At 39.2% G+C, this 23,587-nt stretch carries 16 protein-coding genes and 1 tRNA gene; 9 read left to right on the top strand and 8 right to left on the bottom strand.

Annotated elements, in window-relative coordinates; translation table 11 throughout:
* Positions 1-2: 2 nt before the first annotated feature.
* Complete coding sequence (locus ABIB30_RS07205; RefSeq protein ID WP_354300608.1) at positions 3-2,465, bottom strand: GNAT family N-acetyltransferase; 2,463 nt, start codon at positions 2,463-2,465, stop codon at positions 3-5.
* A gap of 416 nt (positions 2,466-2,881) precedes the next feature.
* Here ABIB30_RS07205 and ABIB30_RS07200 point away from each other — a divergent pair, with 416 nt between their 5' ends.
* A complete protein-coding gene (locus ABIB30_RS07200; RefSeq protein WP_354300606.1) occupies positions 2,882-4,411 on the top strand; it encodes a catalase in 1,530 nt (509 codons plus the stop codon).
* 56 nt (positions 4,412-4,467) lie between these two features.
* Complete coding sequence (locus ABIB30_RS07195; protein ID WP_354300604.1) at positions 4,468-4,986, top strand: ankyrin repeat domain-containing protein; 519 nt, start codon at positions 4,468-4,470, stop codon at positions 4,984-4,986.
* 42 nt (positions 4,987-5,028) lie between these two features.
* Here the strand turns inward: ABIB30_RS07195 and ABIB30_RS07190 are convergent, their stop codons facing one another.
* The 3 genes from ABIB30_RS07190 to ABIB30_RS07180 all read right to left on the bottom strand — a co-directional run bounded on the left by ABIB30_RS07190 (position 5,029) and on the right by ABIB30_RS07180 (position 8,256).
* The gene (locus tag ABIB30_RS07190; protein ID WP_354300602.1) at positions 5,029-6,999 is read right to left on the bottom strand and encodes a M1 family metallopeptidase; all 1,971 of its coding nucleotides are present in this window, start codon (positions 6,997-6,999) and stop codon (positions 5,029-5,031) included.
* A 30-nt stretch (positions 7,000-7,029) separates the two neighbouring features.
* Positions 7,030-7,767 carry a hypothetical protein gene (locus tag ABIB30_RS07185; RefSeq protein WP_354300600.1) on the bottom strand — a complete coding sequence of 246 codons (738 nt, stop codon included), beginning with the start codon at positions 7,765-7,767 and terminating at the stop codon, positions 7,030-7,032.
* Between the two features lie 141 nt (positions 7,768-7,908).
* A complete protein-coding gene (locus ABIB30_RS07180) occupies positions 7,909-8,256 on the bottom strand; it encodes an ArsC family reductase (protein ID WP_354300598.1) in 348 nt (115 codons plus the stop codon).
* A 159-nt stretch (positions 8,257-8,415) separates the two neighbouring features.
* On the opposite strand from ABIB30_RS07180, the gene ABIB30_RS07175 reads away from it, so the two are divergent.
* The 5 genes from ABIB30_RS07175 to ABIB30_RS07155 all read left to right on the top strand — a co-directional run bounded on the left by ABIB30_RS07175 (position 8,416) and on the right by ABIB30_RS07155 (position 16,741).
* A complete protein-coding gene (locus tag ABIB30_RS07175; protein ID WP_354300596.1) occupies positions 8,416-9,918 on the top strand; it encodes a sensor histidine kinase in 1,503 nt (500 codons plus the stop codon).
* Positions 9,919-9,921: 3 nt separating this feature from the next.
* Positions 9,922-10,608, top strand: a complete 687-nt coding sequence (locus ABIB30_RS07170) for a LytR/AlgR family response regulator transcription factor (protein WP_354300594.1) — start codon at positions 9,922-9,924, stop codon at positions 10,606-10,608.
* A gap of 185 nt (positions 10,609-10,793) precedes the next feature.
* Complete coding sequence (locus ABIB30_RS07165) at positions 10,794-14,273, top strand: response regulator (protein ID WP_354300592.1); 3,480 nt, start codon at positions 10,794-10,796, stop codon at positions 14,271-14,273.
* 7 nt (positions 14,274-14,280) lie between these two features.
* Positions 14,281-15,111: a CheR family methyltransferase gene (locus ABIB30_RS07160; protein WP_354300590.1), complete on the top strand. Its 831-nt coding sequence runs from the start codon at positions 14,281-14,283 to the stop codon at positions 15,109-15,111.
* Between the two features lie 31 nt (positions 15,112-15,142).
* Complete coding sequence (locus ABIB30_RS07155; protein WP_354300588.1) at positions 15,143-16,741, top strand: hybrid sensor histidine kinase/response regulator; 1,599 nt, start codon at positions 15,143-15,145, stop codon at positions 16,739-16,741.
* A gap of 21 nt (positions 16,742-16,762) precedes the next feature.
* Here ABIB30_RS07155 and pth read toward each other — a convergent pair whose 3' ends face one another.
* The 4 genes from pth to ABIB30_RS07135 all read right to left on the bottom strand — a co-directional run bounded on the left by pth (position 16,763) and on the right by ABIB30_RS07135 (position 19,162).
* Positions 16,763-17,323, bottom strand: coding sequence for an aminoacyl-tRNA hydrolase (gene pth, locus ABIB30_RS07150; protein ID WP_354300586.1), 561 nt, complete (start codon positions 17,321-17,323; stop codon positions 16,763-16,765).
* A 146-nt stretch (positions 17,324-17,469) separates the two neighbouring features.
* Positions 17,470-18,048: a 50S ribosomal protein L25/general stress protein Ctc gene (locus tag ABIB30_RS07145; RefSeq protein WP_068403580.1), complete on the bottom strand. Its 579-nt coding sequence runs from the start codon at positions 18,046-18,048 to the stop codon at positions 17,470-17,472.
* A 28-nt stretch (positions 18,049-18,076) separates the two neighbouring features.
* Positions 18,077-19,018 carry a ribose-phosphate pyrophosphokinase gene (locus ABIB30_RS07140; protein WP_068403583.1) on the bottom strand — a complete coding sequence of 314 codons (942 nt, stop codon included), beginning with the start codon at positions 19,016-19,018 and terminating at the stop codon, positions 18,077-18,079.
* A 73-nt stretch (positions 19,019-19,091) separates the two neighbouring features.
* Positions 19,092-19,162 (bottom strand) — tRNA-Gln (locus tag ABIB30_RS07135).
* A 231-nt stretch (positions 19,163-19,393) separates the two neighbouring features.
* Between ABIB30_RS07135 and ABIB30_RS07130 the strand changes: the two genes are divergently transcribed.
* Both ABIB30_RS07130 and ABIB30_RS07125 read left to right on the top strand, forming a co-directional pair.
* Positions 19,394-22,462: a protein O-mannosyl-transferase family gene (locus ABIB30_RS07130; protein WP_354300583.1), complete on the top strand. Its 3,069-nt coding sequence runs from the start codon at positions 19,394-19,396 to the stop codon at positions 22,460-22,462.
* Between the two features lie 157 nt (positions 22,463-22,619).
* Positions 22,620-23,534, top strand: coding sequence for an Rpn family recombination-promoting nuclease/putative transposase (locus ABIB30_RS07125; RefSeq protein ID WP_354300581.1), 915 nt, complete (start codon positions 22,620-22,622; stop codon positions 23,532-23,534).
* Positions 23,535-23,587 lie beyond the last annotated feature (53 nt).

The raw sequence follows: 23,587 nt of genomic DNA, 5'->3' as shown, positions 1-23,587 counted from the left end.
TTTTAAGATGTTTTAAGCTTAAGTGCTGAAACCAGTTCATTCCGGAAATCTTTGGCCGCCGGGAACTTTGCCCAGTACCATTCGCGGTAACAGAAATTCAGATTAGCTTTCTTGTCCGGTAGTTCGATAACCTTTTCGATTTTAAAGCCCACATGCGCTTTATTCATAATCGAGGCCATAGAATCTACTGAACCCTCCCCTACCATTTTCCCAACCTTTGGCTCTGCAAATACGAAGTCCAGTATCGATTGCGTAGATGGAGAGGCAAATTTTAATTTAGGATCAACGGGTGCAATAAACTGGTGTGTACCATAATCTGTTGGTAAAGCATCATAATATTTGCCTACTAAATCGCGGCACGCCCAATACACTTCAAAGTTGAAAGTAGGAACACCATTCGCTTCACCGATATAACTGTTCACTACATTTCCCGCAAGCAGTGTACGGTAAAATGTTTCCAGTTCACGGATTGGCCAGTTCATTTTCCAGATCTTTAAGGCATGCTCACGGTGAAACCATTCATGCAGCATTTCCAGATCGCGGTCCAGGTCTAAAGGACGAATCGTAATTTCAACATCTTCTTTTGCAAAGTAACGGCTGAACACTACATCTTTATTTTTAGGGTTGATCAATTCTTTAGAGAAGACCTTTTTATTTAACGGATTAGGGAACTCTTTATAAACTGCAGGATGTGTTCTAGGCGCACTGGCCTCGTCCATATTGTTCAGGTTGGTTAGTAAATTGCCTTTAATAGTCAGGATCGTACTGTTCAGCAAGTGGGCAACCAGTCCTGTAGTATCGGCTTCTTCCTCTGCCCAATAGGCGTCATATAATAAACTGATCAGCACTTGTTCATCTGCGAGTCCGCTTCTGCCTAAAGCATTCACGATACCTAACAAATGATTGACCAGCAGGTAGTAACTATGAAAATTGATCAATCTTGGTTCTCCGATAAATGATCTGCTGTCAATTCCAAAATCAGGAATAACGGTATAAAGTTCTTCTACTTTGCCCTGACGGAAAAAGTATCCCTGGTTATCTCTGAAGTGTAACCTGGCTGGGAAAAGGTGAGCGTCAAACTCAACCAGCATGTTCTGCTGATGGTATTCCCCACCCAATCCATATTTATTAAAGATACCGACTAACGGTTTAATAGTAATTTTCAAATACTGCGTAAACCAGGCTAAGGCAACTTCCTGAACAGGTTTTCCTTGTCGGCTGGCGGCTTCTGTAATCAGGTTCAACATCCTTGGCGCTTGCCCTAATATGCCATCCTGAGTTAATGAGGCAACCATACCTACATTCTTTTTTGCAGCTGTTCCACAAAAAGGATTTTGACGGATGCTTGTACTAAAGCCATCGATCACCTGCCCCAGGTAACTCACCATAATAAAAGCAGGATCTGTCATCAGGTTTATCTCCGGGAAATCCTTTCCGATTCCCTGACCCCAGGTTGTTTTCAACAAAACACTGGCATCATATCCACGGTGCAGCTCATGCGGATAGTTGACCCGGAAAGAGTTTGTGATCTTCACATGCAAAGAGAATTTATACATCCATTCACTATCTGCATTATATACCGTACGAACCGATGAGGTTGCTGTAAACAAAGGTCCGAATTCGCCCAGACTATGTAGAAGTCCATTCGCTTGCATTTCTTTTACCTCTGGTAAACCCAGTAAATATTTAGCCTCCCAGGGGTGAACCGGAACAACTTTCCAATCCGGATATTGGGTTAATATATTTTTTAAAGTCTCTTCGCCGTTTACCAGCAGCCCATTCCTGAGTTTTACTGTAGTCAGTACTTCTTCAGAACTCTTTTCGATAACATTGTCCGGATGAACCAGGAAATAACTTAACTGAAACTGTCCGCCTGTTTCCGGAGAATACTTAGCCAGCTCAATTTCTGTAAAGCCTTCTCTGCTTTTTGGCAGCGGATGTACACTGTGGCCCAGTATCAGCGATTGTTCTGCCTCTATAAAACACATTTCAGGCTGGTTAGCTTGCCGGTTATTTGCCTGAAAACCGAATAGATAACCTCTTAAATTGTGGATACTATTTTCAAGCCGTCCCAAGGTGATCGCCGCATCAATATCCGGATAAGCATCCTTAGCAAATGCTGCAATCAATTTCACAAAACGCTTCGGGTCTATGACATGAATTACATCTGTTTCGCAATTGCGTTCTACAACCGGATAAAAGAACGAGTGAACACCACTCTCAGAAAAATAAGCGAGAGGCACAAAAACCTCTATGCCCATACTGGTAAAATCAAATCTTAGAAATGAAGTATACCCGCTCAACTGCATATAATCAGCCAAAGCCACATCATATTTTGGAATACCTTCATACCGGCTCCAATTATCAAACTCCCGGCAGCAGCAATTGATCAGTGATTTAAAATTAACTTGCTCTGCCTGCGTTCGCAGCCCGGCTAAGTCTAGTGTAGTACGCGTTGTTTTCATGTAGTAGCAGATGTAGGGTTCATAATCGATCAATTCAAAACTATTCTTATTTAGAATAATTAAAATTAACAGAGGTAAACGTATTTATAATAATTATAAATAGCAAATAAAACTTCATGTAACGAAAGAAATAGTGAAATCGTATTTCTTATAAAGATTTTAGAGAAACTTGCAGGAAACAGCTTTAAACCCCGACAGGCGCGAAGTTCTGAATAAAAGCAGACCAAGGATACAAATTAACACCAGTAATAGCGCTCACATTTTTTGAAACTAAGGCTTGGAAAGGTAGAGGTTAAGCCTTGGAATGATACTCATATTCCAATGAAAACAATATCTTTTTTTTCTATATCAGTATCAAAACTAATGATTTGTTTGAGCTGCCGGCCGCGGATACCTTTGGCCTGTAAAAAAAATATATGCGAATAAATTACTCTTCATTCTTATTGCTTTCCTTATGGGCAGCAACTTCATTTGCACAAGTAAAACCCTTAACGACAAACACGGGAGCTCCTGTAGGAGATAATCAAAACTCTAAAACCTTAGGCAATAACGGCCCGGTTTTATTAGAGGATATTCATTTAATAGAAAAGCTCGCAGCTTTTGACAGGGAAAGAATTCCCGAGCGTGTAGTGCACCCAAGAGGTGCTGGTGCTTTTGGAGAATTTGTAAGTGCCGGAGATTTCTCTGCTTACACCCAAGCTTCACTTTTTGCTGAAAAAGGTAAAAAAACCCCAGTATTTACCAGGTTTTCTACAGTAATCAATAGTAAAGGTTCTCCTGAAACACTAAGAGATCCCCGCGGTTTTGCTGTTAAGTTTTATACCGATCAGGGAAATTATGATATCGTAGGTAACGACCTTCCTATCTTTTTTATCCGTGATGCGATGAAGTTCCCGGATATGGTTCATTCATTAAAGCCATCACCGATTACGAACAGACAAGATCCAACCCGTTATTTTGACTTTTTCTCCCAGGTTCCTGAATCTACCCATATGCTTACCCGCCTGTACACTGAACTGGGTATCCCTGCTAATTACCGGCAGATGGATGGTTCAAGTGTCCATGCTTTTAAATGGGTAAATGCAAAAGGAGAAATTACTTATGTAAAGTATACCTGGAAAACCATGCAAGGGGTCAAAGGCTTAACTGCTGAAGAAGCCGCTGCCATACAAGCGACCGATTTCCAGAGTGCTACACATGATTTGTATGCTCAGCTAACCAGGGGAAATTTTCCTTCCTGGGAATTATATGTACAAATGCTGAAACCACAAGATTTCGATAAACTGGATTATAATCCTTTAGATCCAACCAAAGTATGGTCAGAAAAAGACGCGAAACTAATACTGGTTGGCAAGATGACTTTGAATAAATGGCCTGATAACTTTTTTGAAGAAGTGGAAGAATCCGCATTTTCCCCAGCTACACTTGTGCCTGGAATTGAGCCGTCGGAAGATAAACTCTTACAGGGCCGTCTTTTCTCTTATTTCGATACACAACGGCACCGTATAGGCGCTAACTTTCAAGCACTCCCGGTCAATGCGCCTAAAGTAAAAGTAAATTCTCATAACCAGGATGGTACACTCAGCAACAGACAAAAAGCGTCGGATGTAAACTACCAGCCAAGTACAATTGAAAACGGTTACAAAGACGACAATACTTATAAATACGCTACTAACAGCTACAAAGAGGCGACAACTGTACAACACAAAATTGATAAGCCTGATGATTTTAAGCAAGCTGGTGAATTTTACCGCAGCTTGTCTGAAGCACAGAAAGTAAATCTGGTCAAAAATCTTTATGATGATTTAGTACAAGTCACCAAACGTGATATCGTGGTAAAAATGGTCAGTAATTTTTACAGGGCAGATGCAGACTTTGGTAAAAGATTGGCTGCGCTGTTAAAAGTAACCCGGGCGGAAGGTGAAGCTAGTTTCAGTTCAAAATAAATAGCACGTAACAGAGATAGCGTATACGCTATCTCTGTTGTTTTTAATTCTTCAAAATGAAAAAGAAAATCTTGTTCGTATTGGTTTTGTTAACTGTTAGCTGTACAGTTTTTGCACAGGATATTTTTGAGGCCGCCCGTACGAATGACACGGTAAAGCTGGCTAAATTTCTAAAAGCAGGTAGTCAAATCGATACTACAGATCAACGGGGCTCTACTCCATTAATCATTGCCGTTTATAACGAAAATGAAGAAGCCGCAAAATTTCTGCTCCAGAACGGGGCTTATCCAGATGCAAAAGACAAGTCTGGCAATACGGCTTTGATGGGTGCCTGTTTTAAAGGCTATTTTAAGCTGGTTGAGCTGCTGTATCAATACCATGCTGAAGTCAATACCTTAAATTTAAATCAGGCCACAGCGCTCGTGTTTGCAGCTACTTTCGGGCAGTTGAAAATTGCCGCTTATCTTTTGGAGAAAGGAGCTGACTGTAATCTCAAGGATAACCGGGGGAAATCTGCGCTCGATTATGCGATCAATCAGGAATATCAGCCGATGATAGACTTGCTGAAAAAATAAACAGGCAAGATTGGTGTAAAACTTGCCTGTATATTTTAAATATTATTTAAACCAGGTATTGTTGGTGACATCTACATCCGGTAAAACTTTCTCCGGGTCTAATTCTGCAGATAGTAACTCGACAGTAGTCGGATAATTAATTGTCCAGCTCTTATTCCGCATCCAAACATCCACAGGTACTTTAATATTCCCTACTTTACCATTTTTATCTTTCACTTGCAGGATAATAGGCATTGGCATTTGTTCCAGGTTCGTGATCACGATATTATAGCTTTCCAGCTGGCCTCCATTTTTCACTGGCGTTACACTGGTAATTGCCTGATCCATGATCCAGTTATCCAGGAACCATCCTTTCCAGAACCAGGAAAGATCCTCTCCTGCACCATTTTCCATAGATCTGAAAAAGTCGGTCGGTGCAGGATGCTTAAAAGCCCAGGCTTTGATATAATTTCTGAATGCGTAATCAAATCGATCAGCGCCTAATACTTCATTTCTTAAGAGTTGAAGGCCCATGGCTGGTTTAAAATATAAGTTCTGACCAATGTTGGTCTCTCCCATTGCATCCGGAGTCAATAAGATAAACTCTTTATCTGGTTTTGACATCGCTTTAGCTGCAGCCTGTATGTTCTGCTTCGAATTTTTATATTCTCCTTTATTAAATGCTTCGGAAGATAATCCATTGATGAAAGTATTGAAACCTTCATCCATCCAGCCATATTTACGTTCATTGCTTCCCACAATCATCGGGAACCAGCTATGTCCAAATTCATGGTCTATAACTCCCCAGGTTTCATCAGTCTTCGCTTTCCAGCCACAGAAAACAATCCCCGGATATTCCATACCGCTAATATTGGAAGCGATATTTACCGCCATTGGATAAGGATATTCAAACCATTTATCTGAATAATGCTCAATACTTGCTTTCACATACTCTACTCCTCTTCCATAACCATCTTTTCCATTGCTTTCTACAGGTTGCGCAGAAACTGCCAGAGATTTTTTACCGCTTGGTAAATTAATCTTGGCTGCATCCAGTACAAAAGCTTTTGAAGAAGCAAAAGCCACATCTCTTGTATTCGACATTCTGTATTTCCAGGTCAGCTGTTTTTTTGCAGGACGCGATTTAGGATCAGTCACTTCATCAGCTGTGCGGATAGCTACAGTCTGATCACTTAATTTTGCAGCATTCCATCTTTTCAATTGAACTGCCGTAAATACTTCTTCAGGATTTAACAATTCACCTGAACCCATCAGGATATGACTGGCAGGTGTAGTAACGCTATAGTTTACATCTCCGTACTCACAGTAAAACTCTCCTGCTCCCCAATAAGGTAGTGTATTCCAACCTAACACATCGTCATAGACGCATAATCTTGGGAACCATTGTGCAATAGAATAAATCTCTCCATTTTGCGTAGTGAGGTGCCCCATACGGTCTGATCCATTTATTGGAATTACAAAAGAGTAATTCATTTTAATCGTTATCGTTTCTCCGTTTCCTGCCAGAGGTTTATCCAAACGGATCTGCATCCTGGTATCCTCTACGATAGAAGTGAATTTTACGCCTTGTGTTTTCTGAGAAACTGCAAGGTCAGTAATCTGGTATCCGCCGTTTACCTTTTCACCTCTTGCACCATAACGGCTGCCGGCTTTGATCACACCATTACCTCTGGAATGTTCTTCAAAAAGATTCTGATCTAATTGCAGCCAGATATATGGCAACTGATCCGGACTGTTATTCTTATAAGTAATCGTTACTGTACCCGTTACCGTATTTTTCTGATCATCCAATGTAGCAGAAATGTTATAATCTGCACGATTTTGCCAGTATTTAGCGCCTGGATATCCACTTGCTGAGCGGAATTCGTTCCCATTCTGCGTATAAAACGAGGGGCCAAAAGCCAAATGTGGATCATAATTGCTATCGGCAGCTGTTTTTTGTGCCTGCGAATTGATACTAAAAGCAAAAAACACTACAAAAAGGAGTGTTCTCTGGATAAATTGATAATTCATTATATCGGGTTTTATGATTGTAAAAAGGGGTTACTGCCCTGTTAACTTCTTCATATTTGGCAATTTCCTCTGTTCCGGAGGTAATTTTAACCACGTCTGATAAGCAACAGCAATATAGTAATCATAATTGAAAGGATCATCTGCTTTAACTCTTTCCACCGTTGGTCTGTATAGCTCAATAAACTCCTTAAGCTCTTGTCCCTGCAGCTTAATTAAGCTGTTGACATGTTCTTCATTAAAGTACTGACTGATTTCAGCTTCATAGGCACCCCGTTCTTCCAGTGCTCTTTCTTTCGCTTTTTCTCTCCTTACTTTTCCAGAACCAAAGGCCAGGCCTATCCCTCCTGCACGCTGAACATTTTGCGTTGGAGAAATTCCATGAACACGTTCAAATCCTTTTGCATTCGGATTTTTCAGGTTCAGGTCTTTGGAAAGCTTCGCACTCTGAATATCTACTTGTTTCAGCGTAGTGGATGAAGCAGGAAGATAAATGGTTTTGGATAACATATTGGTCAGATACAAAGTATCGGTATGAAAACCCGGTAGTGAGAATTCCAGTAAGTCACCTTTTTTCGCTTTAATCATGAATTGTCCGGCTGCACCTGTTGAGGTGGTCTCGTGCGTATTCAGATTCTTTACCGTTACTTTTTGCAGCGGGAAGCTCTTGTTATCATAGTCAAATACACCTCCGGTAATTCCGGTCTGTGCAAATGTATATAGGGGTATTGTCAGGAACAATACGAGGATCAGTTGTTTAAAAGTTTTCATGGTATTTCTTTTTCGTCAGCGCTGTCGCTCCCCTTTCGGGAAACTCAGAAAAAAACGTGGTTTACAGGCGATAACTCCAAATATAATTTAGTTTAACGTTTCACCTTATTTTTTAACAAAAATTAACAGGTAATGGTTTCCCTATTTCAATAATTTGCTATATAATTCTTCATCGAAGCTGATGAGGATTGCTTTTCCATCCTGTTCTACTACAGGCCGTTTAATTGCACTGGTATTGTTCAATAAAACTGCAATTGCCGATTTTTCATCTTTAACAGCCAGCTGTTGTTCCGGGCTCAGTTTTTTCCAGGTAGTGCCTTTTTTGTTTAAAACGACTTCCCAGCCAAAGGCTGCACACCACTGCTGAAGTTTTTCAGCAGTAATCCCCTGCTTTTTAAAATCATGAAATTCATAATCAATGCCATTGTCTGTCAACCACGTTCTTGCTTTTTTAACTGTATTACAATTCGGAATTCCGTAAACTATCATCTGTATAAAATAAACGTAAATATACCTATATTTCCCTATTCGTCACATTTTTTGAGGCGTTCATCACATTTTGACGTCATAAAGAAAAACCCTTTGTAGTATTGTAGAGGAATCAGCATAAAACGGGCTGATGCCAACGCTTTACAAGAAATCAGCAATATGAAGATTAATATCAAAGACCTCAGCAAAATAGAATTCTGGACCGTAAGTATTATGTATGGCTTTGCCGTCATGATGCTCATTTCAAACGGTTCAACTAATAATATTTCCACTCCCTATAATTTTCAGGAAGCTAAAGTTAGTTTCAGCTATCTTTCCAATTATTTTTTGCCAGGATTATTTAAATATTCTATTCTTTATTTCAGTTTTCTGCTGCTGAATTTCTGCTGCCTCCCTCCTTTATATCAAAAGAAAAATACGGGGATCAATCTTTCCATTTTATTTGGTGTTTACTTATTCTCCGGATTGGTTTTGAGTATAGCACAAACTTATAGCCATGCTTATATGCTGGTTAAATATGACGAGCTGGATGAGGCATATAATCACATTTTCTTTCAGGGCTTTACCTATGCAGGCTGGGTTATTGTACTCACAGCTATTTATGTAGCAATAAAAAAACTAATTATCTATCTGATCGAGAGCAAAGAAGAAGAGAGTAATAAAAAAATGAAACTGGAAATTGCATTTGCCTCGGCCTTCTGGTTTTTGGGTATATTAGTCTGGCTGGCTATAGGTGTAGACTTCAAAGTAATTCTTGCCTGGACTTTAGTCGTTGGCTCTTGTTCTTTCCTCACGATCTATGGGATTTATTATCTGATTCCAAATACAATAGCGCAGGGAAAGAAGTTCCGCAACTATCTAGGTAAGAATATGTTGTTAGCGCTGATTTTTTGTATCCCTCTGGGCTTAATAGCGGTCGCAATTACCGGAAATGGTGAAATGTTCCCGATTGTAAATATGTTTCATTTAATAGCCCAATTGACTATCAGTACTCCATTGGCCTGGTATATCTATAAAACAAGAAACGCGACAGAAGAACAAATATTTGCACTTAAAAAAGAACTGGGGAAATCTGATGCAAATCTTGGATTCCTGAAGTCTCAGATCAACCCCCACTTTCTCTTCAATGCATTGAATACGCTTTATGGCACTGCCTTACAGGAGAAAGCCGATCGCACCGGAGAAGGGATACAAAAACTAGGCGATATGATGCGTTTTATGCTACATGAAAACATGCAGGACAAAATCTCGCTGGTCAGAGATATCGATTACCTGAATAACTATATAGAATTACAGAAGTTGAGGACTTCTACCTCTGTAGCGATTAATATCAAAGTAGAAATTGAAGAACAGTTGATGGATTTGAAAATTTCCCCGATGCTTTTAATCCCATTTGTTGAGAACGCTTTTAAACATGGAATCAGTTTACAGTCTCCTTCTCATATCAAAGTGACGCTGCAGACTAAAGGCAATATGCTTTATTTTGATGTCAACAATAGTATCCATCTCAAGGCCGATGGTGATCCGGAAAAAATCAACAGCGGTATAGGGTTGCAGAATGTAAAACAACGTTTAAGTTTGTTGTATCCGAAAAAACATGAACTGATCATCAGAGAAAGTGCAAAAGAGTTTTTCGTACATTTAACGCTGAATCTAGATTAAAAAATGATTGCCATAGCGATAGATGACGAGCCCATAGCATTGGACATAGTAAAGTCCCATGCTTCCAAAGTTTCTTTTATTACCCTTGAGGCGGTATTTACCAATGCTTTTGATGCCATTACCTTTTTACAGCAAAATGAAGTAGACCTGATTTTTCTGGATATTAAAATGCCGGATATCAATGGGATCGATTTTCTAAACAGCCTGAGTAATCCTCCACTTGTTATTTTCACAACTGCTTATGCAGAACATGCAGTGAAAGGGTTTGAATTGAATGCGCTGGATTATTTGCTTAAACCTTTCTCCTTAGCACGTTTTTTAAAAGCTTGCAATAAGGCAGAAGAACTTTATAGTCTGCGCAAAAAGGCTGTTGCTGCCAGCCAGCATACCTATATATTTATTAAGGATGGTTATGAGCAGATTAAAGTGGCAATTGACGATATTCTGTATATTGAGGCTGCTGGTAATTACACACAGATTAACCTGGTCAACGATCAACCTTTGCTGAGTACCAGAATGCCAATCAGTGAAATGCAGGCACTGCTGCCTGCACAAAAATTTATCCGGACACACCGGGCATTTATCGTTGCTAAAAGTGCAGTGACCAAGTTTGACAGGAACCAGCTCTGGATTGGAGAGAAAATCATTCCTGTTGGCCCTACTTATGCGCAATGCCTGCTCGAACTCTAATAATTTGTGTAAATTTTTAACGCCAGCTTAAAATTACAACTCAATTTTCTTCCTTACTCCCAAGGGATGCGTATTTATCAGTATAATTGTCTTGCATTTTAATAGTGTCAGCTCTGGTTTATCTTTTCAGGTTAAATACAAAGCTCCGGCACTAAAGATTTTAATTATCTGATTTTTAACTACATATGTTCAAATTAACGTTTAAACAACAGGTATTAACAGGATTTGTTATTTCCCTGCTATTTGTTCTGCTTTCTGCGGTTACTTCTTATTACAGCATCGAGCTGATGAATGAAGATGCGAAATGGGAAAACCATACTTACGATGTAATAGATGTTGCCCAGGATGTTGAGCTTAAATTACTCAATTCTGAAACTTCTTTAAGAGGTTATATCATTACCCAACGCAGGGAGTATCTGGAGACTTACACTAAAAATATCCATCAGATCATTCCTAAAGTTAAGGAAATGCAGAAGCTGACAGTAGACAACCCGAGTCAGCAGCGAAGACTGGACTCTCTTGAATTCTACTCCGCACAAAAAGTGAAGGACATGGAAGATATCCTGATGACGAATGATACCAAAGGTAAAGATGATGCGGTAAAGATGGTCCTTACCGATAAAGGCCGGGCATTTAAAACTGATATGCTCAGAGTTAATAATGCAGCTATCCATGCAGAACAAGCACTTCTTGGAGTAAGGACACAAAAGAGGATAAAGAGTGCATTGCAGTCTACGATTATTGTAGTTGCCAGTTCGGTCATTATTTTCGGATTAATCCTATATCTGTTCAGCTTTATCAAAAGAACATTTGATGAACAGAAGTTAACAGAGATTACCATTCTGGAAAACAATGCTCAGCTGGAAACACTATCCGAAGAGAATCAACAGAAAAACTGGTTATTATCCGGTGCGTCCGCAATTAATGAATCTATGCGGGGAGAACAGGAAACAGATGAATTGTCCACACATATCATTACTGAACTATGCACTTATTTAGCCGCTTCGGTAGGTGCACTGTACCTGTTCAATCCTAACAAACAAACTTTACAGCTAAGTGGAGCGTATGCTTACCAGGAGAAAAAAGGAAAGATTAAGGAAATTGCGCTTGGCGAAGGTTTAGTTGGCCAGGTTGCGTTGGAAAAACGGATTAAACAGCTCAACGATATTCCCGCAGATTACCTGAAAATATCTTCAGGTCTGGGTGACACTGCACCAAAAACCATTATCATCATACCTGTTCTTTTTGAAGAAGAAACTATCGCTGTCATAGAATTGGGACTTTCTGCTGAACCAGATGAAATTGTAAATCGTTTCTTAAGTACAATTACAGAAAGTATAGGTGTTGGGATCAATAGCGCCGTAGCAAGGGCACAATTACGCGATCTGTTTCTACAGACACAGCAACAGGCAGAGGAATTGGAAAGCCAGCAAGAAGAGTTGCGCACAACCAATGAAGAGTTGATTCATAAATCTGAAGAACTGCAAGCTTCTGAAGAAGAACTTAGGGTACAACAGGAAGAGCTGCGTCAAACCAATGCTGAACTGGAAGAAAAAGCCAGTTTGCTGGAAGAACGCAATATCTCTGTAAATGAGGCCCGGGAAGCCATGAGTTTAAAAGCTGAAGAGCTCGAAGTATCCAGCAAATATAAATCAGAGTTCCTGGCCAATATGAGTCATGAATTAAGAACCCCGCTAAACAGTATCCTGATCCTGGCCAGGATCTTAAAGGAAAACAGGCCTGAGAACTTAAATGAAGAACAGCTTAAATATGCAGGGGTCATTCACAATGCAGGAAGTGATCTGCTAACCTTGATCAATGATATTCTTGACCTGTCTAAAATCGAATCCGGAAAAGTTGATCTGGACATTGAACCGGTAAGGCCGCAGGAGGTCAAACAAAATATGGAATCTCTCTTTACAGAGATTGCCAGAAGCAAAAAGATAGCTTACCAGATTACACTTGGTCAGGGACTGCCTGAGCGTTTCATGACTGATTTATCAAGAGCAGAGCAAATCATCAAGAACCTCTTATCAAATGCATTTAAGTTTACTCCTGAAAACGGAGAAATTAAACTGGAAATCGATCTGGCAGATGACCAGCTCAAATATTACTCAGAACATCTTAAGAACAGCAATCAGCAGATTATCTCCTTTAGTGTTAAAGACTCTGGAATAGGTATCCCCGAAGACAAACAGAAACTAATATTTGAAGCCTTTAAACAGGCAGATGGTACCACCAGCAGAAAATACGGAGGAACTGGCCTTGGACTTTCTATCAGTAAGGAACTTGCTAATATTCTAGGTGGGGAGATTCAGGTTAACAGTGGGCCGGGTATTGGAAGTTGTTTCACACTTTATCTGCCAGTAACCCATCAAAATCAATTTACTGAGCCTGAACCTGCACCAAATCCAGAACCAGTTGTCATGCCGTTTATTTCGGAAGAGCCAGTGCTGGCTCCTGTGAATAAAAACAGGAAACAGACCTTGTTAATTGTTGAAGATGACCTTGTCTTTGCAGATGTTCTGAAAGACTATGCTATTGAAAAAGGTTTTGAGCCTTTACTGGCACACAGTGGCAATGTAGGTCTGGAAATGGCTATAAAAGAGCTTCCGGACGCGATTATCCTGGACGTCATGTTACCAGTAATGGACGGATGGAGCATTCTGAAAAGATTAAAAGACAATCCGCAAACCAAACACATCCCCATCCATATGATGTCGGCTGGTGAAGTTAAAGGAGAAAGAGCTTTAAAAGAAGGTGCAATTGGCTTCCTGAAAAAACCGATTGAAAAGGATCAGTTAGATCATGCTTTCTCCGTATTGAACTCGGGCCATATTTTATACAACTTCCAGACAGTGCTGATTATTGAAGATCATGAACTGCAGAGCCTTGCTGTTAAAGAGCAGCTGGTAGAAAAAGGAATTGAGGTTGCACAAGCCTTTACAGGTCAGGAAGCATTGGATATGCTTGAGCATCAAACATTCGACTGTATTATCCTGGACTTAAATCTTCCTGACACCTCCGGTTTCGATTTACTTGATAAGATCAAAACACAAGACCGGTTTACTCATATCCCGGTTATTATCAATACAGCGATGGAGCTTGATCAGGATAAGATTGCACATATCATGAAATATTCTGAGGCAATGGTATTGAAGTCGAACAAGTCTAATGACAGGCTGATTGACGAAGTAAGCCTGTTTATGAATAAATTAAAGAAACAAGACAACTTCCAAACTACTGCCAAAGGTTCTTCAAAAAATAAAACTGTTTCCACAATAGAGAAAGTATTGAAAGACAAAACGATTTTGATTACGGATGATGATATGCGGAATATTTTCGCTTTATCAAGCGCTTTGCAGGTTTATGACATCAATATTGTGATTGCTAACAATGGCAGGGAAGCCATAGAAAAGCTAGAAGAAACAGCAAATATTGACCTGGTGCTGATGGATATTATGATGCCCGAAATGGATGGTTATGAAGCTATGCGGACCATCAGAGAAAAGCGGGAATATAAGAAACTGCCAATTATTGCGTTAACCGCTAAGGCGATGAAGAACGACCGGGAAAAATGTATTGAAGCCGGGGCAAATGATTATATAGCTAAACCTGTTGATATTGATCAACTATTGTCAATGTTAAGAGTGTGGTTGAGTTAAGATGAGTATGTCTGCAGAAAACCCAGAGGATGTAATTAGTTACGAAGAGCTGGAAAGCCTTACGCGTTTCATCTATAACATACATGGTTTCGACTTTAGTGACTATTCTGCTGCTTCACTCAAAAGAAGAGTGACAAGAATTATGCAATTACAACAACTAAGCTTGTTTGAATTACGTACCTTATTGACTAATGACCATGATTACTTTGAATATTTTCTGATTGAAGTTACAGTGAACGTAACCGAAATGTTCAGAGACCCGGTTTTTTATAAATCAGTTGCCGAACACGTTATTCCTTATTTAAGATCTTACCAAAGGATAAAGGTCTGGAATGCAGGGTGTTCAACTGGAGAGGAACTTTATTCGTTTGCGATTCTGTTTGCGGAACAGCATCTATATGAACGGAGTTTCTTTTATGGAACTGATATCAATGCTGATGTTTTAGAGTTTGCTAAAAATGGGATATACGATTTGCAGAAGATGAAACATTATTCAGAAAACTATCAGAAAACGGGGGCACTGCACACCCTCGCAGACTATTATACGGCACGTTATGGAGCTGCATCAATTAATCATTCTTTGAAAAAGAACATGTTATTCTCCGCACACAATCTGGCTTCTGACGGAGTCTTTAATGAGTTTCAATTGATTTCGTGCCGGAATGTGCTGATTTATTTTAATACTACCCTTCAAAAAAAGGTGATTGACCTTTTTTACAATAGTTTAGCTAACTTTGGCTTTCTTTGTTTAGGCTCCAAAGAGACCTTAAGAAGTTCAGAAATCGGCCGCTTTAAGATCGTGGATAAAAAAAATAATATTTACCAAAAAATAGCATAAGTCTTTTCAGAAAGATCCCCCCCTTAAAATTATGGAAAAGATTAATATTCTTATTGTTGATGACAGACCCGAGAACATAATTGCATTGGAAGCTTTGCTGGAAAGAGACGATGTAAATCTGGTGTCTACCACGCTGCCTAACGAAGCATTAAGATTAGCCTGGGAAATGGACATTGCCATTGCACTAGTGGATGTTCAGATGCCGGAAATGGATGGTTTTGAACTGGTAGAAATACTAAAAAGCAATCCCAGAACAAAAGATATCCTTGTCATTTTTGTAACTGCTATTTCAACAGACGCCAAATATGCAGTAAAAGGATTGAATACCGGAGCAGTTGATTACCTGTACAAGCCTTTAAACCCATATGTAACTTCTGCGAAAGTAGATTCTTTCTTACAATTTGTAAGAACGCAAAGGGATATTGTTAAAAAGAATAAAGAACTTGAAGCTTACCAAAAGGAACTGATTAAAGCGAAAGAACTCGCTGAGCAGGGAAAAAAAATAAAAGAGAATTTCCTGGCCAACATGAGTCATGAAATCCGCACGCCGATCAATGGTATTATTGGACTGGCTAATTTACTGGAGAAAACGACGCTTACTGCTGAACAGAACGAGATGATTTCTCTGCTGCAAATCTCCTCCAACTCTTTATTGGGTGTGATCAATGATATTTTGGATTTATCGAAGATTGATGCGGGTATGTTCAAAATTAACCGGACTGCAACCGACCTGGTGGAAGTATGCCACGCGGTAATCAATCTTTTAAGTATAAGGGCTAAAGAAAAAGATCTGGAATTAATCACATCTTTCGATCCGGATCTGCCTAAAAATGTATCCGCTGACTCCTTAAGGCTGAATCAAATTCTGATGAACCTGATTGGCAATGCGATTAAATTCACCAATAAAGGCAGTGTAACGCTGAAAGTCGAGATCATGGACCGCAAAGGAAATAACCTGCAAATCAGATTTTCCATTACCGATACAGGCATCGGCATCCCTACCGATAAAATTGAGAAAATCTTTGAAACCTTTGAACAGGCAGATGAGAGTACTACAATGAACTTTGGAGGTACCGGCCTGGGCCTTTCTATTGTTAAAAACCTGGCCCGTCTGAAAGGGGGTGTATTAACTGTGGACAGTTGTGAAGGACAAGGAAGCACCTTCTGCTTTGTTAACTGGTATGAAGTTTTACAGGATCTTCCTGAGCAAAAGGAGAAGCACTCCGATAAACTACTCCCCTTTAATAATGTAAAAATCCTGGTTGCTGAAGATAATCCTATCAATAAATTCCTGATCGTTAAGATTATGAAAGATTGGGAAGTGATTGCCGATTTCGCGGAGAACGGACAAGAAGCACTGGATAAACTCAGAGATAACAATTATGATCTGATCCTGATGGATACTTTTATGCCGGTAATGAATGGACTGGAGGCTACAAGATTGATCAGAACTGATTATATACCGGGCAAAAAAGATATCCCTATTATTACTTTCTCTGCAGCAGTGATGGAAAATGATAAAAAAGCAGCTATAGATGCCGGTGCAAATGATGTATTAAGCAAACCATTTGAACTCCGCTTATTGCATGAAAAAATAACGCACTTTACTGATAAGCAAGCAATGCTTTAAGCAAGCTGATAAATTATCCTGCTATTTATTAAAAGCAGTCATGGTATGCGCTGGTCCGACGGTTACAAAACTTTGGATCAGTGCTACACTTTTTTCGATCAGTGCAGGCAATTCAGGCAGTTCATCTTTATCAAATCCTTCCAGCACATAATCAGCCTGTCTGCCCCTGGCAAAGTTGTCACTCACCCCGAAACGTAATCTTGGATAATCCTGGCTCCCGCAACTGGCTTCTATACTTTTGAGTCCATTATGTCCAGCACTGCTTCCTTTCAATTTAAGTCTTAGTTTTCCCAGTGGAAGTGCAATATCATCTACGATAACCAATACATTCTCCAATGGGATATTTAATTCCTGCATCCAGTAATTTACTGCCCTCCCACTCAAATTCATATAAGTAGTTGGTTTGATGACATGAAGCTTTCTCCCTTTCCAGGATACTTCAGAATAATAAGCTAACCTTATATTGGAAAAGGAACCTCCCAGCTGTTTAACCAGTTCATCTGCTATTTCAAATCCTATATTATGCCTGGTACCCATGTACTCTGATCCTATATTTCCCAGACCAACTATCAAATATTTCATGTATCACTGTTTCTTTGCCGCAAAGATAACAGTTTCTATGAAACGTAAACGCAGATAGTCACAAACTTGCTAATGGCGGAAAATTAAGACATAAAAAAAGCAGTACTGAAAATTCAGTACTGCTTTCTATCAAGCTATAGATCAGCTTATTTTTTACCTGCTTGTTGTTCAGCTTGTTTAAGAGCTCTTGACATACCAACAGAAACGATTGTATCTTCTGGAGTGTTGGTAATAGTGTATGCTGCTTTTGCAAGGTCACGTACACGGAATAAATTACCTACTTCTAATTTAGCAATGCTAACGTCAACAACCTGTGGCATATCTTTCGGGAAAGATTTAACACGAAGTTTACGTAATTTCTGAACTAATTTACCACCCATTTTAACACCTGGAGAAGTTCCTTCTAATCTTACAGGAATTTCCATAACGATTTCTTTGTCATCAAATAACTGAAGAAAATCTACGTGTAATAATACGTCTGTTAATGGGTGAAATTGTAATTCTTTTATGATTGCTTTGGTTTTTGTACCATTGATATCAATTTCTAAAAAGTTTGCTTCAGGAGTGTAAATAGCATCTTTTAATTCTGTAATTACTACAGCAAAATGTGCTTGTTCTTTACCACCATACAATACTGCAGGAACTTTACCTTCATAGCGAAGCTCTTTAGCATCGCGTTTCCCTACGTTCTCTCTTGGAGAACCGCTAATTGCGATTATTTTCATCTTTATATATATTTATTTATTATTAATATTAAACTCTAAACAGATCACTGATTGACCCATGCTCATTTACATTGGCAATTGCCTTTGCAAATAAACTTGCTGTACTCAGTACTCTGATTTTTGGACTTTCCTGTTTTAAAGGGATAGTATCTGTCACAATCAATTCGGTAAGCATAGAATTTTCAACAGTTTCGTAAGCTTTACCAGATAATACAGGGTGTGTACAAACCGCTCTTACACTTTTCGCACCTTTCTCCATGATTAAAGCCGCAGCTTTAGCCAATGTACCTGCAGTATCGCAAATATCGTCAATTAAAACAATATCCATTCCCGTTACATCCCCAATGATTGACATTGATTCAATCTCATTGGCCCGTTTACGTCGTTTATCACAAATTACAACCTCTGCATTAAAGAACTTTGCAAAAGTACGTGCCCTGTATGATCCTCCCATATCCGGAGAAGCAATAGTCAGATTTTCCAGCCCCAGGCTTTTGATATAAGGAACGAAAATTACTGAACCATCTAAGTGATCTACAGGAATATCGAAGAAACCTTGTATCTGAGCTGCGTGCAAGTCCATCGTCATAATACGGTGGATACCAGCAGATTTCAACAAATTAGCAACTAACTTTGCTCCTATAGCAACTCTCGGTTTATCTTTTCTGTCTTGTCTGGCCAAACCATAATAAGGAACAACAGCAGTGATATAATGCGCAGAAGCTCTCTTTGCAGCATCAATCATCAATAGAAGTTCCATTAAATTATCAGAAGGCTGGTAGGTAGACTGGATAAGGAATACATCGCATCCTCTTACTGTTTCATCATAAGAAGGCTGAAACTCACCATCGCTAAACCTGCTTAAGGTTACATTACCGAGTGGTTTGCCGTAACTTTCGGCAATTTTGTGTGCTAATGCTTTTGTACCGGTTCCGGCGAAAAGTTTAACTGGATTAAATTGCAAGGGCATGATTAGACGGGTATCAATGCTGGGTTACGAAAAAATCGGATTGTGATTACTCACAATCCGATATATTGTTTAGTTGCCCGACCAGGATTCGAACCTAGACAAACGGTACCAAAAACCGTTGTACTACCTTTATACTATCGGGCAATCTTCCGTAGAAATAACCATGAGTTGTTTCGTTTGGGAATGCAAATATACGCACCTTTTTGATAAATGCAAATCTTCCGTAAAAAAAAATAAAATTTTTTCGAAAACAGCCTTTAAACACCCTTAACACATTAAAATTTGTTAATGTAGTTGTATATATGTACTATTATCAATCTATTTGATTATTTTCGGCTGCATTTTTAAAAGCCACATTTTATATTTAAGAAAGAAATGAATTATACAAAAATTAATAACCTTACAGGATGGATGTGCTTTATCCTGGCGGCCCTCACCTATATACTCACCTTAGAACCTTCCGTAAGTTTCTGGGACTGTGGCGAGTTTATAGCCTCTGCACTTAAAATGCAGGTTGTTCACCAACCAGGTGCGCCTTTGTTCTTAATGATTCAACGCTTCTTCTCGATCTTTGCATTTGGCGATATTCATAAAATAGCTTATTTCATGAATGTAGGTTCTGCCCTTGCAAGTGCGGCTACGATCTTATTTTTATTCTGGACAATTACTGCCCTGGCTAAAAAGATGGTTATTAAAACTGAAGCAGACCTGACTATCGGAAACCTGATCACTGTAATGGGCGCTGGTGTTGTAGGCGCAATGGCCTATACCTTCTCAGATAGTTTCTGGTTCTCTGCAGTAGAATCAGAAGTTTATGCGCTTTCTTCTCTGTTTACAGCAATTGTATTCTGGGGAATCCTGAAATGGGAAGCACATGCTGATGAGCCACGTGCAGACAGATGGTTATTGTTTATTGCTTATATCATGGGCTTATCCATCGGTATCCACTTATTGAACTTATTAACTATCCCGGCGATAGCTTTTGTATATTACTTTAAGAAAACACCAAAACCAACAAATTTCGGTATCATCAAAACCTTTTTCGTAGGTGTATTGATCCTTGCATTTGTTCAATATGGTATCATACAATACGTAGTTTCTTTCGGTGCTTACTTCGATTTATTCTTCGTCAACACTTTAGGGATGGGCTTTGGAACAGGTGTGGTATTTTTCGCTGCCATTTTAATCGGCGCACTGACCTGGGGAATTATGTATTCCATCAAACACCGTAACAAGTTCTTAAACCTGGCTTTACTTTCCACAGCACTGATTATTTTCGGTTACTGTTCTTTTGCAATGATCATTATCAGAGCTAAAGCCAGTCCCAACCTGAACAATAGTAATCCTGACAATGCCTTCTCATTTTTAAGTTACTTAAACAGAGAGCAATATGGAGACAGGCCTTTATTATTTGGTCCTAACTATAACTCTGAAAAAGTTAGCTTGAAAGAAGGTAAAAACATTTACAGAAAAGGAGACACTAAATACGAAGTTGCCGGTAAAAAAACGGACTATGAATATGACAGAACAACTCCTTTCCCAAGGATGTACAGTGATGATCCAAGACACGTACAGGAATATAAAAGCTTAATGGGCTTTGATGATTCACACTTCGCTGGTATTTTTGACAACGTTTCTTACTTGTTTAAATACCAGATCGGCAACATGTACATGCGTTATTTCATGTGGAACTTTGTTGGCCGTCAGAACGACGATCAGGGTGCTGGTATTTACCAAGGCCAGTTTTTAAGTGGTATTAAACCTATTGATGCGATGATGCTGGGCGACCAGAGCCACCTCCCTCCTTCTATCGTAGAAAGCAGTGCTTATACCCGCTTTTTCTTCCTTCCGTTAATCTTAGGCTTATTAGGAGCAGTATGGCATTTCAAACGCAATGAAAAGGATGCTGGTATTGTAGGTTTGTTATTTTTCTTTACAGGTCTTGCCATTGTATTATATCTGAACCAGAAACCACTAGAGCCAAGGGAGCGTGATTATGCTTATGCAGGATCTTTCTACGCCTTTGCCATCTGGATCGGTTTTGGGGTACTCGCCTTAAGGGAATGGGTATTCAGTAAAATCACGCCTAAAAACGGTGCTATCGCAGCAACAACGATCTCTCTATTTGCAGGCCCGGTAATTATGGGTGCGCAAGGATGGAAAGCACACAACCGTTCAGAGAAAATGGTCGCTCACGATATTGCTGTCGATTATCTGGAATCATGTGCCCCAAATGCGATCCTGTTTACCTACGGGGATAATGATACTTACCCGCTATGGTATATCCAGGAGGTTGAAAATGTAAGACCGGATGTAAGACTGGTTAACCTGAGTTTATTTGATACAGACTGGTACATTGACGGAATGAAACGCAAGCAAAATGAATCTGCGCCACTTCCAATCAGTATGAAACCTTCTCAATATGTACAAGGAGTCAGAGATGTGATGTACTACCAGGATTATAAACTTGCAGGTTCAGTAGAATTGAAAAACATTCTTGATGTCTTGTTATCTGACGATGATGATGATAAAATTCCATTGCAAAACGGAACTAAAGAGAATTTCATTCCTACTAAAAACTTCAAGCTGACCATTAATCCTGAAGATGTAATTAAAACAGGTACAGTTAAAGCAGCAGATGCTTCAAAAATCACTCCTGTAATGGAATGGAAATTCAATAAGAGTTATGTAACCAAAGGTACGCTGGCTATGCTGGACATCCTGGTACATAACAACTGGAAAAGACCTATCTATTTTGCAAGTACAGTTCCTTCAGACCAGTTTAATGGTTTAGACAACTATTTATATACTGAAGGGCTGGCGATGCGCTTATTACCACTTAAAACAGATTCAGCATCAAGCAGAGGAGATTTAGTGAATACAGATATTCTTTACCATAACATGTACACCAAATTCAAATGGGGTAATGTTAAAAATGCGAGCTACCTTGATCCGCAGTCATCGGATGATATCTCCATCTTTAACAATGTGTTTAATACTACAATTTCCGGATTGATTAAAGAAGGAAAAATTGCTGATGCTAAAAAAGTGGTTGCCCGTTATTTCGAGGTAATGCCTGAGCGTTTCTACGGTATGCGTTCTATGATGGGTGTTTATTTCCTTGCAGAAAACCTCTATACTTTAGGAGATACGAACAAGGCAAATATGCTGATTGAAAAATCTGCAGATTACATTCAAAAAGAACTGACTTACTTGGCTGATATATCAAAAAGCAAAAACAGGTTCGTTGGTGGACAGAATGTTCAGTTAGGTCTTCAGTTCCTGAATCAGATGGTTAAAACCACAGCAGAGAAAAAGCAAATGAAGCTTTCTCAGAAACTTGCGCAGCAGTTCCAGGGTCTTGAATCAAGGTTCTCGGTTTACTTTGCTCAGCAAGCTCAGGAAGAGCAACAGGCACCTGCACCACAGGCTCCGGAAGAATAATAGCAATAGCTTATCAATAAAAAAGGGTTGTATCAAGTGGTACAACCCTTTTTTATTTGCGTCAAAATTACTTAATTAAAATATTTATTCACAATAAAGATATTTATTACCTTTTAAATGTAAAACCTGGTTAGCTTGACCTAAATTATTTAGAATTATGTCAGCTAGTACAAATAAATACATTGATCCATTATCAGATTTTGGATTTAAACATCTTTTTGGCGGTGAACCTAACAAAGAGATCATGATTGCCTTTTTAAACGCTTTGTTTGAGGGAGAAAAACACATTACCGATATTGTTTATAACCCAACTGAACTTGCCGGAGATGACAGGGAGCATAAAAAGGTCAGTTTCGATTTGTTATGCACCGGGGAGAACGGCGAGCAGTTCATTGTAGAAATGCAGCGGGCAGATCATGATAATTTTGAGGACCGCTGCATTTTTTACCTGAGCCGGCTGATCCATCAGCAAAAGTTAAAAAGTAACCGGCACTGGGAAGTTAAAATGAAAGAAGTTTTCCTGATTGCGATCCTGGATTTTAACATGAAAAACTGCTTGAGCAGTAATTATTTGCAAAGCATTTCACTGGTCAATACCGGTACAGGTAAAATATTCCACAATGGACTGGGATTTAAGTTTTTGGAACTGCCTAAATTTGGAAAGAAAGAAGACGAATTGGAAAATGAGCTGGACAAATGGGTTTATCTGCTTAAGCACATGCACAGCCTGGATCAGATTCCCAAATATCTGGATAAACGTATTTTTGAAAAAATATTTAATATCGCCGAAATGAAGAAATTATCACCAGAACAACAATTTGTATATGACTCGATTTTACAGCGGGAAGAAGATGATTACAGCCGGATTAAATCAGCAGAACGGAGAGGAATGAGAGAAGGAATAGAAAAGGGAAAGGAAGAAGGGATAGAACGAGGAATGGAAAAAGGAAAGGAAGAAGGGAAACATGAAACTGCACTGGTCATCGCAAGGAAAATGAAAGAAGATAATTTTGACCTTATTAAAATTGTGAGGTTTACTGCACTTTCAATTGAAGAAATAGAAAGGCTTTAACATAAAGAAGGCTCAGCTACTTTATTTCATGTAGCTGAGCCTTCTTTATGTTA

Origin of the sequence: Pedobacter sp. UYP1 (assembly GCF_040547305.1) — a bacterium.
Taxonomy (GTDB): Bacteria; Bacteroidota; Bacteroidia; order Sphingobacteriales; family Sphingobacteriaceae; genus Pedobacter.
Note: the sequence above shows the minus strand (reverse complement) of the source record. Positions and strands in the feature narration are given on the sequence as shown.

Bases quoted from the DNA above. Each gene is read 5' to 3' on its own strand.
- ABIB30_RS07140 (WP_068403583.1), bottom strand. From the start codon at position 19,018: ATGCCCTTGCAATTTAATCCAGTTAAACTTTTCGCCGGAACCGGTACA.
- ABIB30_RS07160 (WP_354300590.1), top strand. From the start codon at position 14,281: ATGTCTGCAGAAAACCCAGAGGATGTAATTAGTTACGAAGAGCTGGAA.
- ABIB30_RS07185 (WP_354300600.1), bottom strand. From the start codon at position 7,767: ATGAAAACTTTTAAACAACTGATCCTCGTATTGTTCCTGACAATACCC.
- ABIB30_RS07145 (WP_068403580.1), bottom strand. From the start codon at position 18,048: ATGAAAATAATCGCAATTAGCGGTTCTCCAAGAGAGAACGTAGGGAAA.
- ABIB30_RS07170 (WP_354300594.1), top strand. From the start codon at position 9,922: ATGATTGCCATAGCGATAGATGACGAGCCCATAGCATTGGACATAGTA.
- pth (WP_354300586.1), bottom strand. From the start codon at position 17,323: ATGAAATATTTGATAGTTGGTCTGGGAAATATAGGATCAGAGTACATG.
- ABIB30_RS07200 (WP_354300606.1), top strand. From the start codon at position 2,882: ATGCGAATAAATTACTCTTCATTCTTATTGCTTTCCTTATGGGCAGCA.
- ABIB30_RS07130 (WP_354300583.1), top strand. From the start codon at position 19,394: ATGAATTATACAAAAATTAATAACCTTACAGGATGGATGTGCTTTATC.
- ABIB30_RS07155 (WP_354300588.1), top strand. From the start codon at position 15,143: ATGGAAAAGATTAATATTCTTATTGTTGATGACAGACCCGAGAACATA.
- ABIB30_RS07175 (WP_354300596.1), top strand. From the start codon at position 8,416: ATGAAGATTAATATCAAAGACCTCAGCAAAATAGAATTCTGGACCGTA.
- ABIB30_RS07195 (WP_354300604.1), top strand. From the start codon at position 4,468: ATGAAAAAGAAAATCTTGTTCGTATTGGTTTTGTTAACTGTTAGCTGT.
- ABIB30_RS07165 (WP_354300592.1), top strand. From the start codon at position 10,794: ATGTTCAAATTAACGTTTAAACAACAGGTATTAACAGGATTTGTTATT.
- ABIB30_RS07205 (WP_354300608.1), bottom strand. From the start codon at position 2,465: ATGAAAACAACGCGTACTACACTAGACTTAGCCGGGCTGCGAACGCAG.
- ABIB30_RS07180 (WP_354300598.1), bottom strand. From the start codon at position 8,256: ATGATAGTTTACGGAATTCCGAATTGTAATACAGTTAAAAAAGCAAGA.
- ABIB30_RS07125 (WP_354300581.1), top strand. From the start codon at position 22,620: ATGTCAGCTAGTACAAATAAATACATTGATCCATTATCAGATTTTGGA.
- ABIB30_RS07190 (WP_354300602.1), bottom strand. From the start codon at position 6,999: ATGAATTATCAATTTATCCAGAGAACACTCCTTTTTGTAGTGTTTTTT.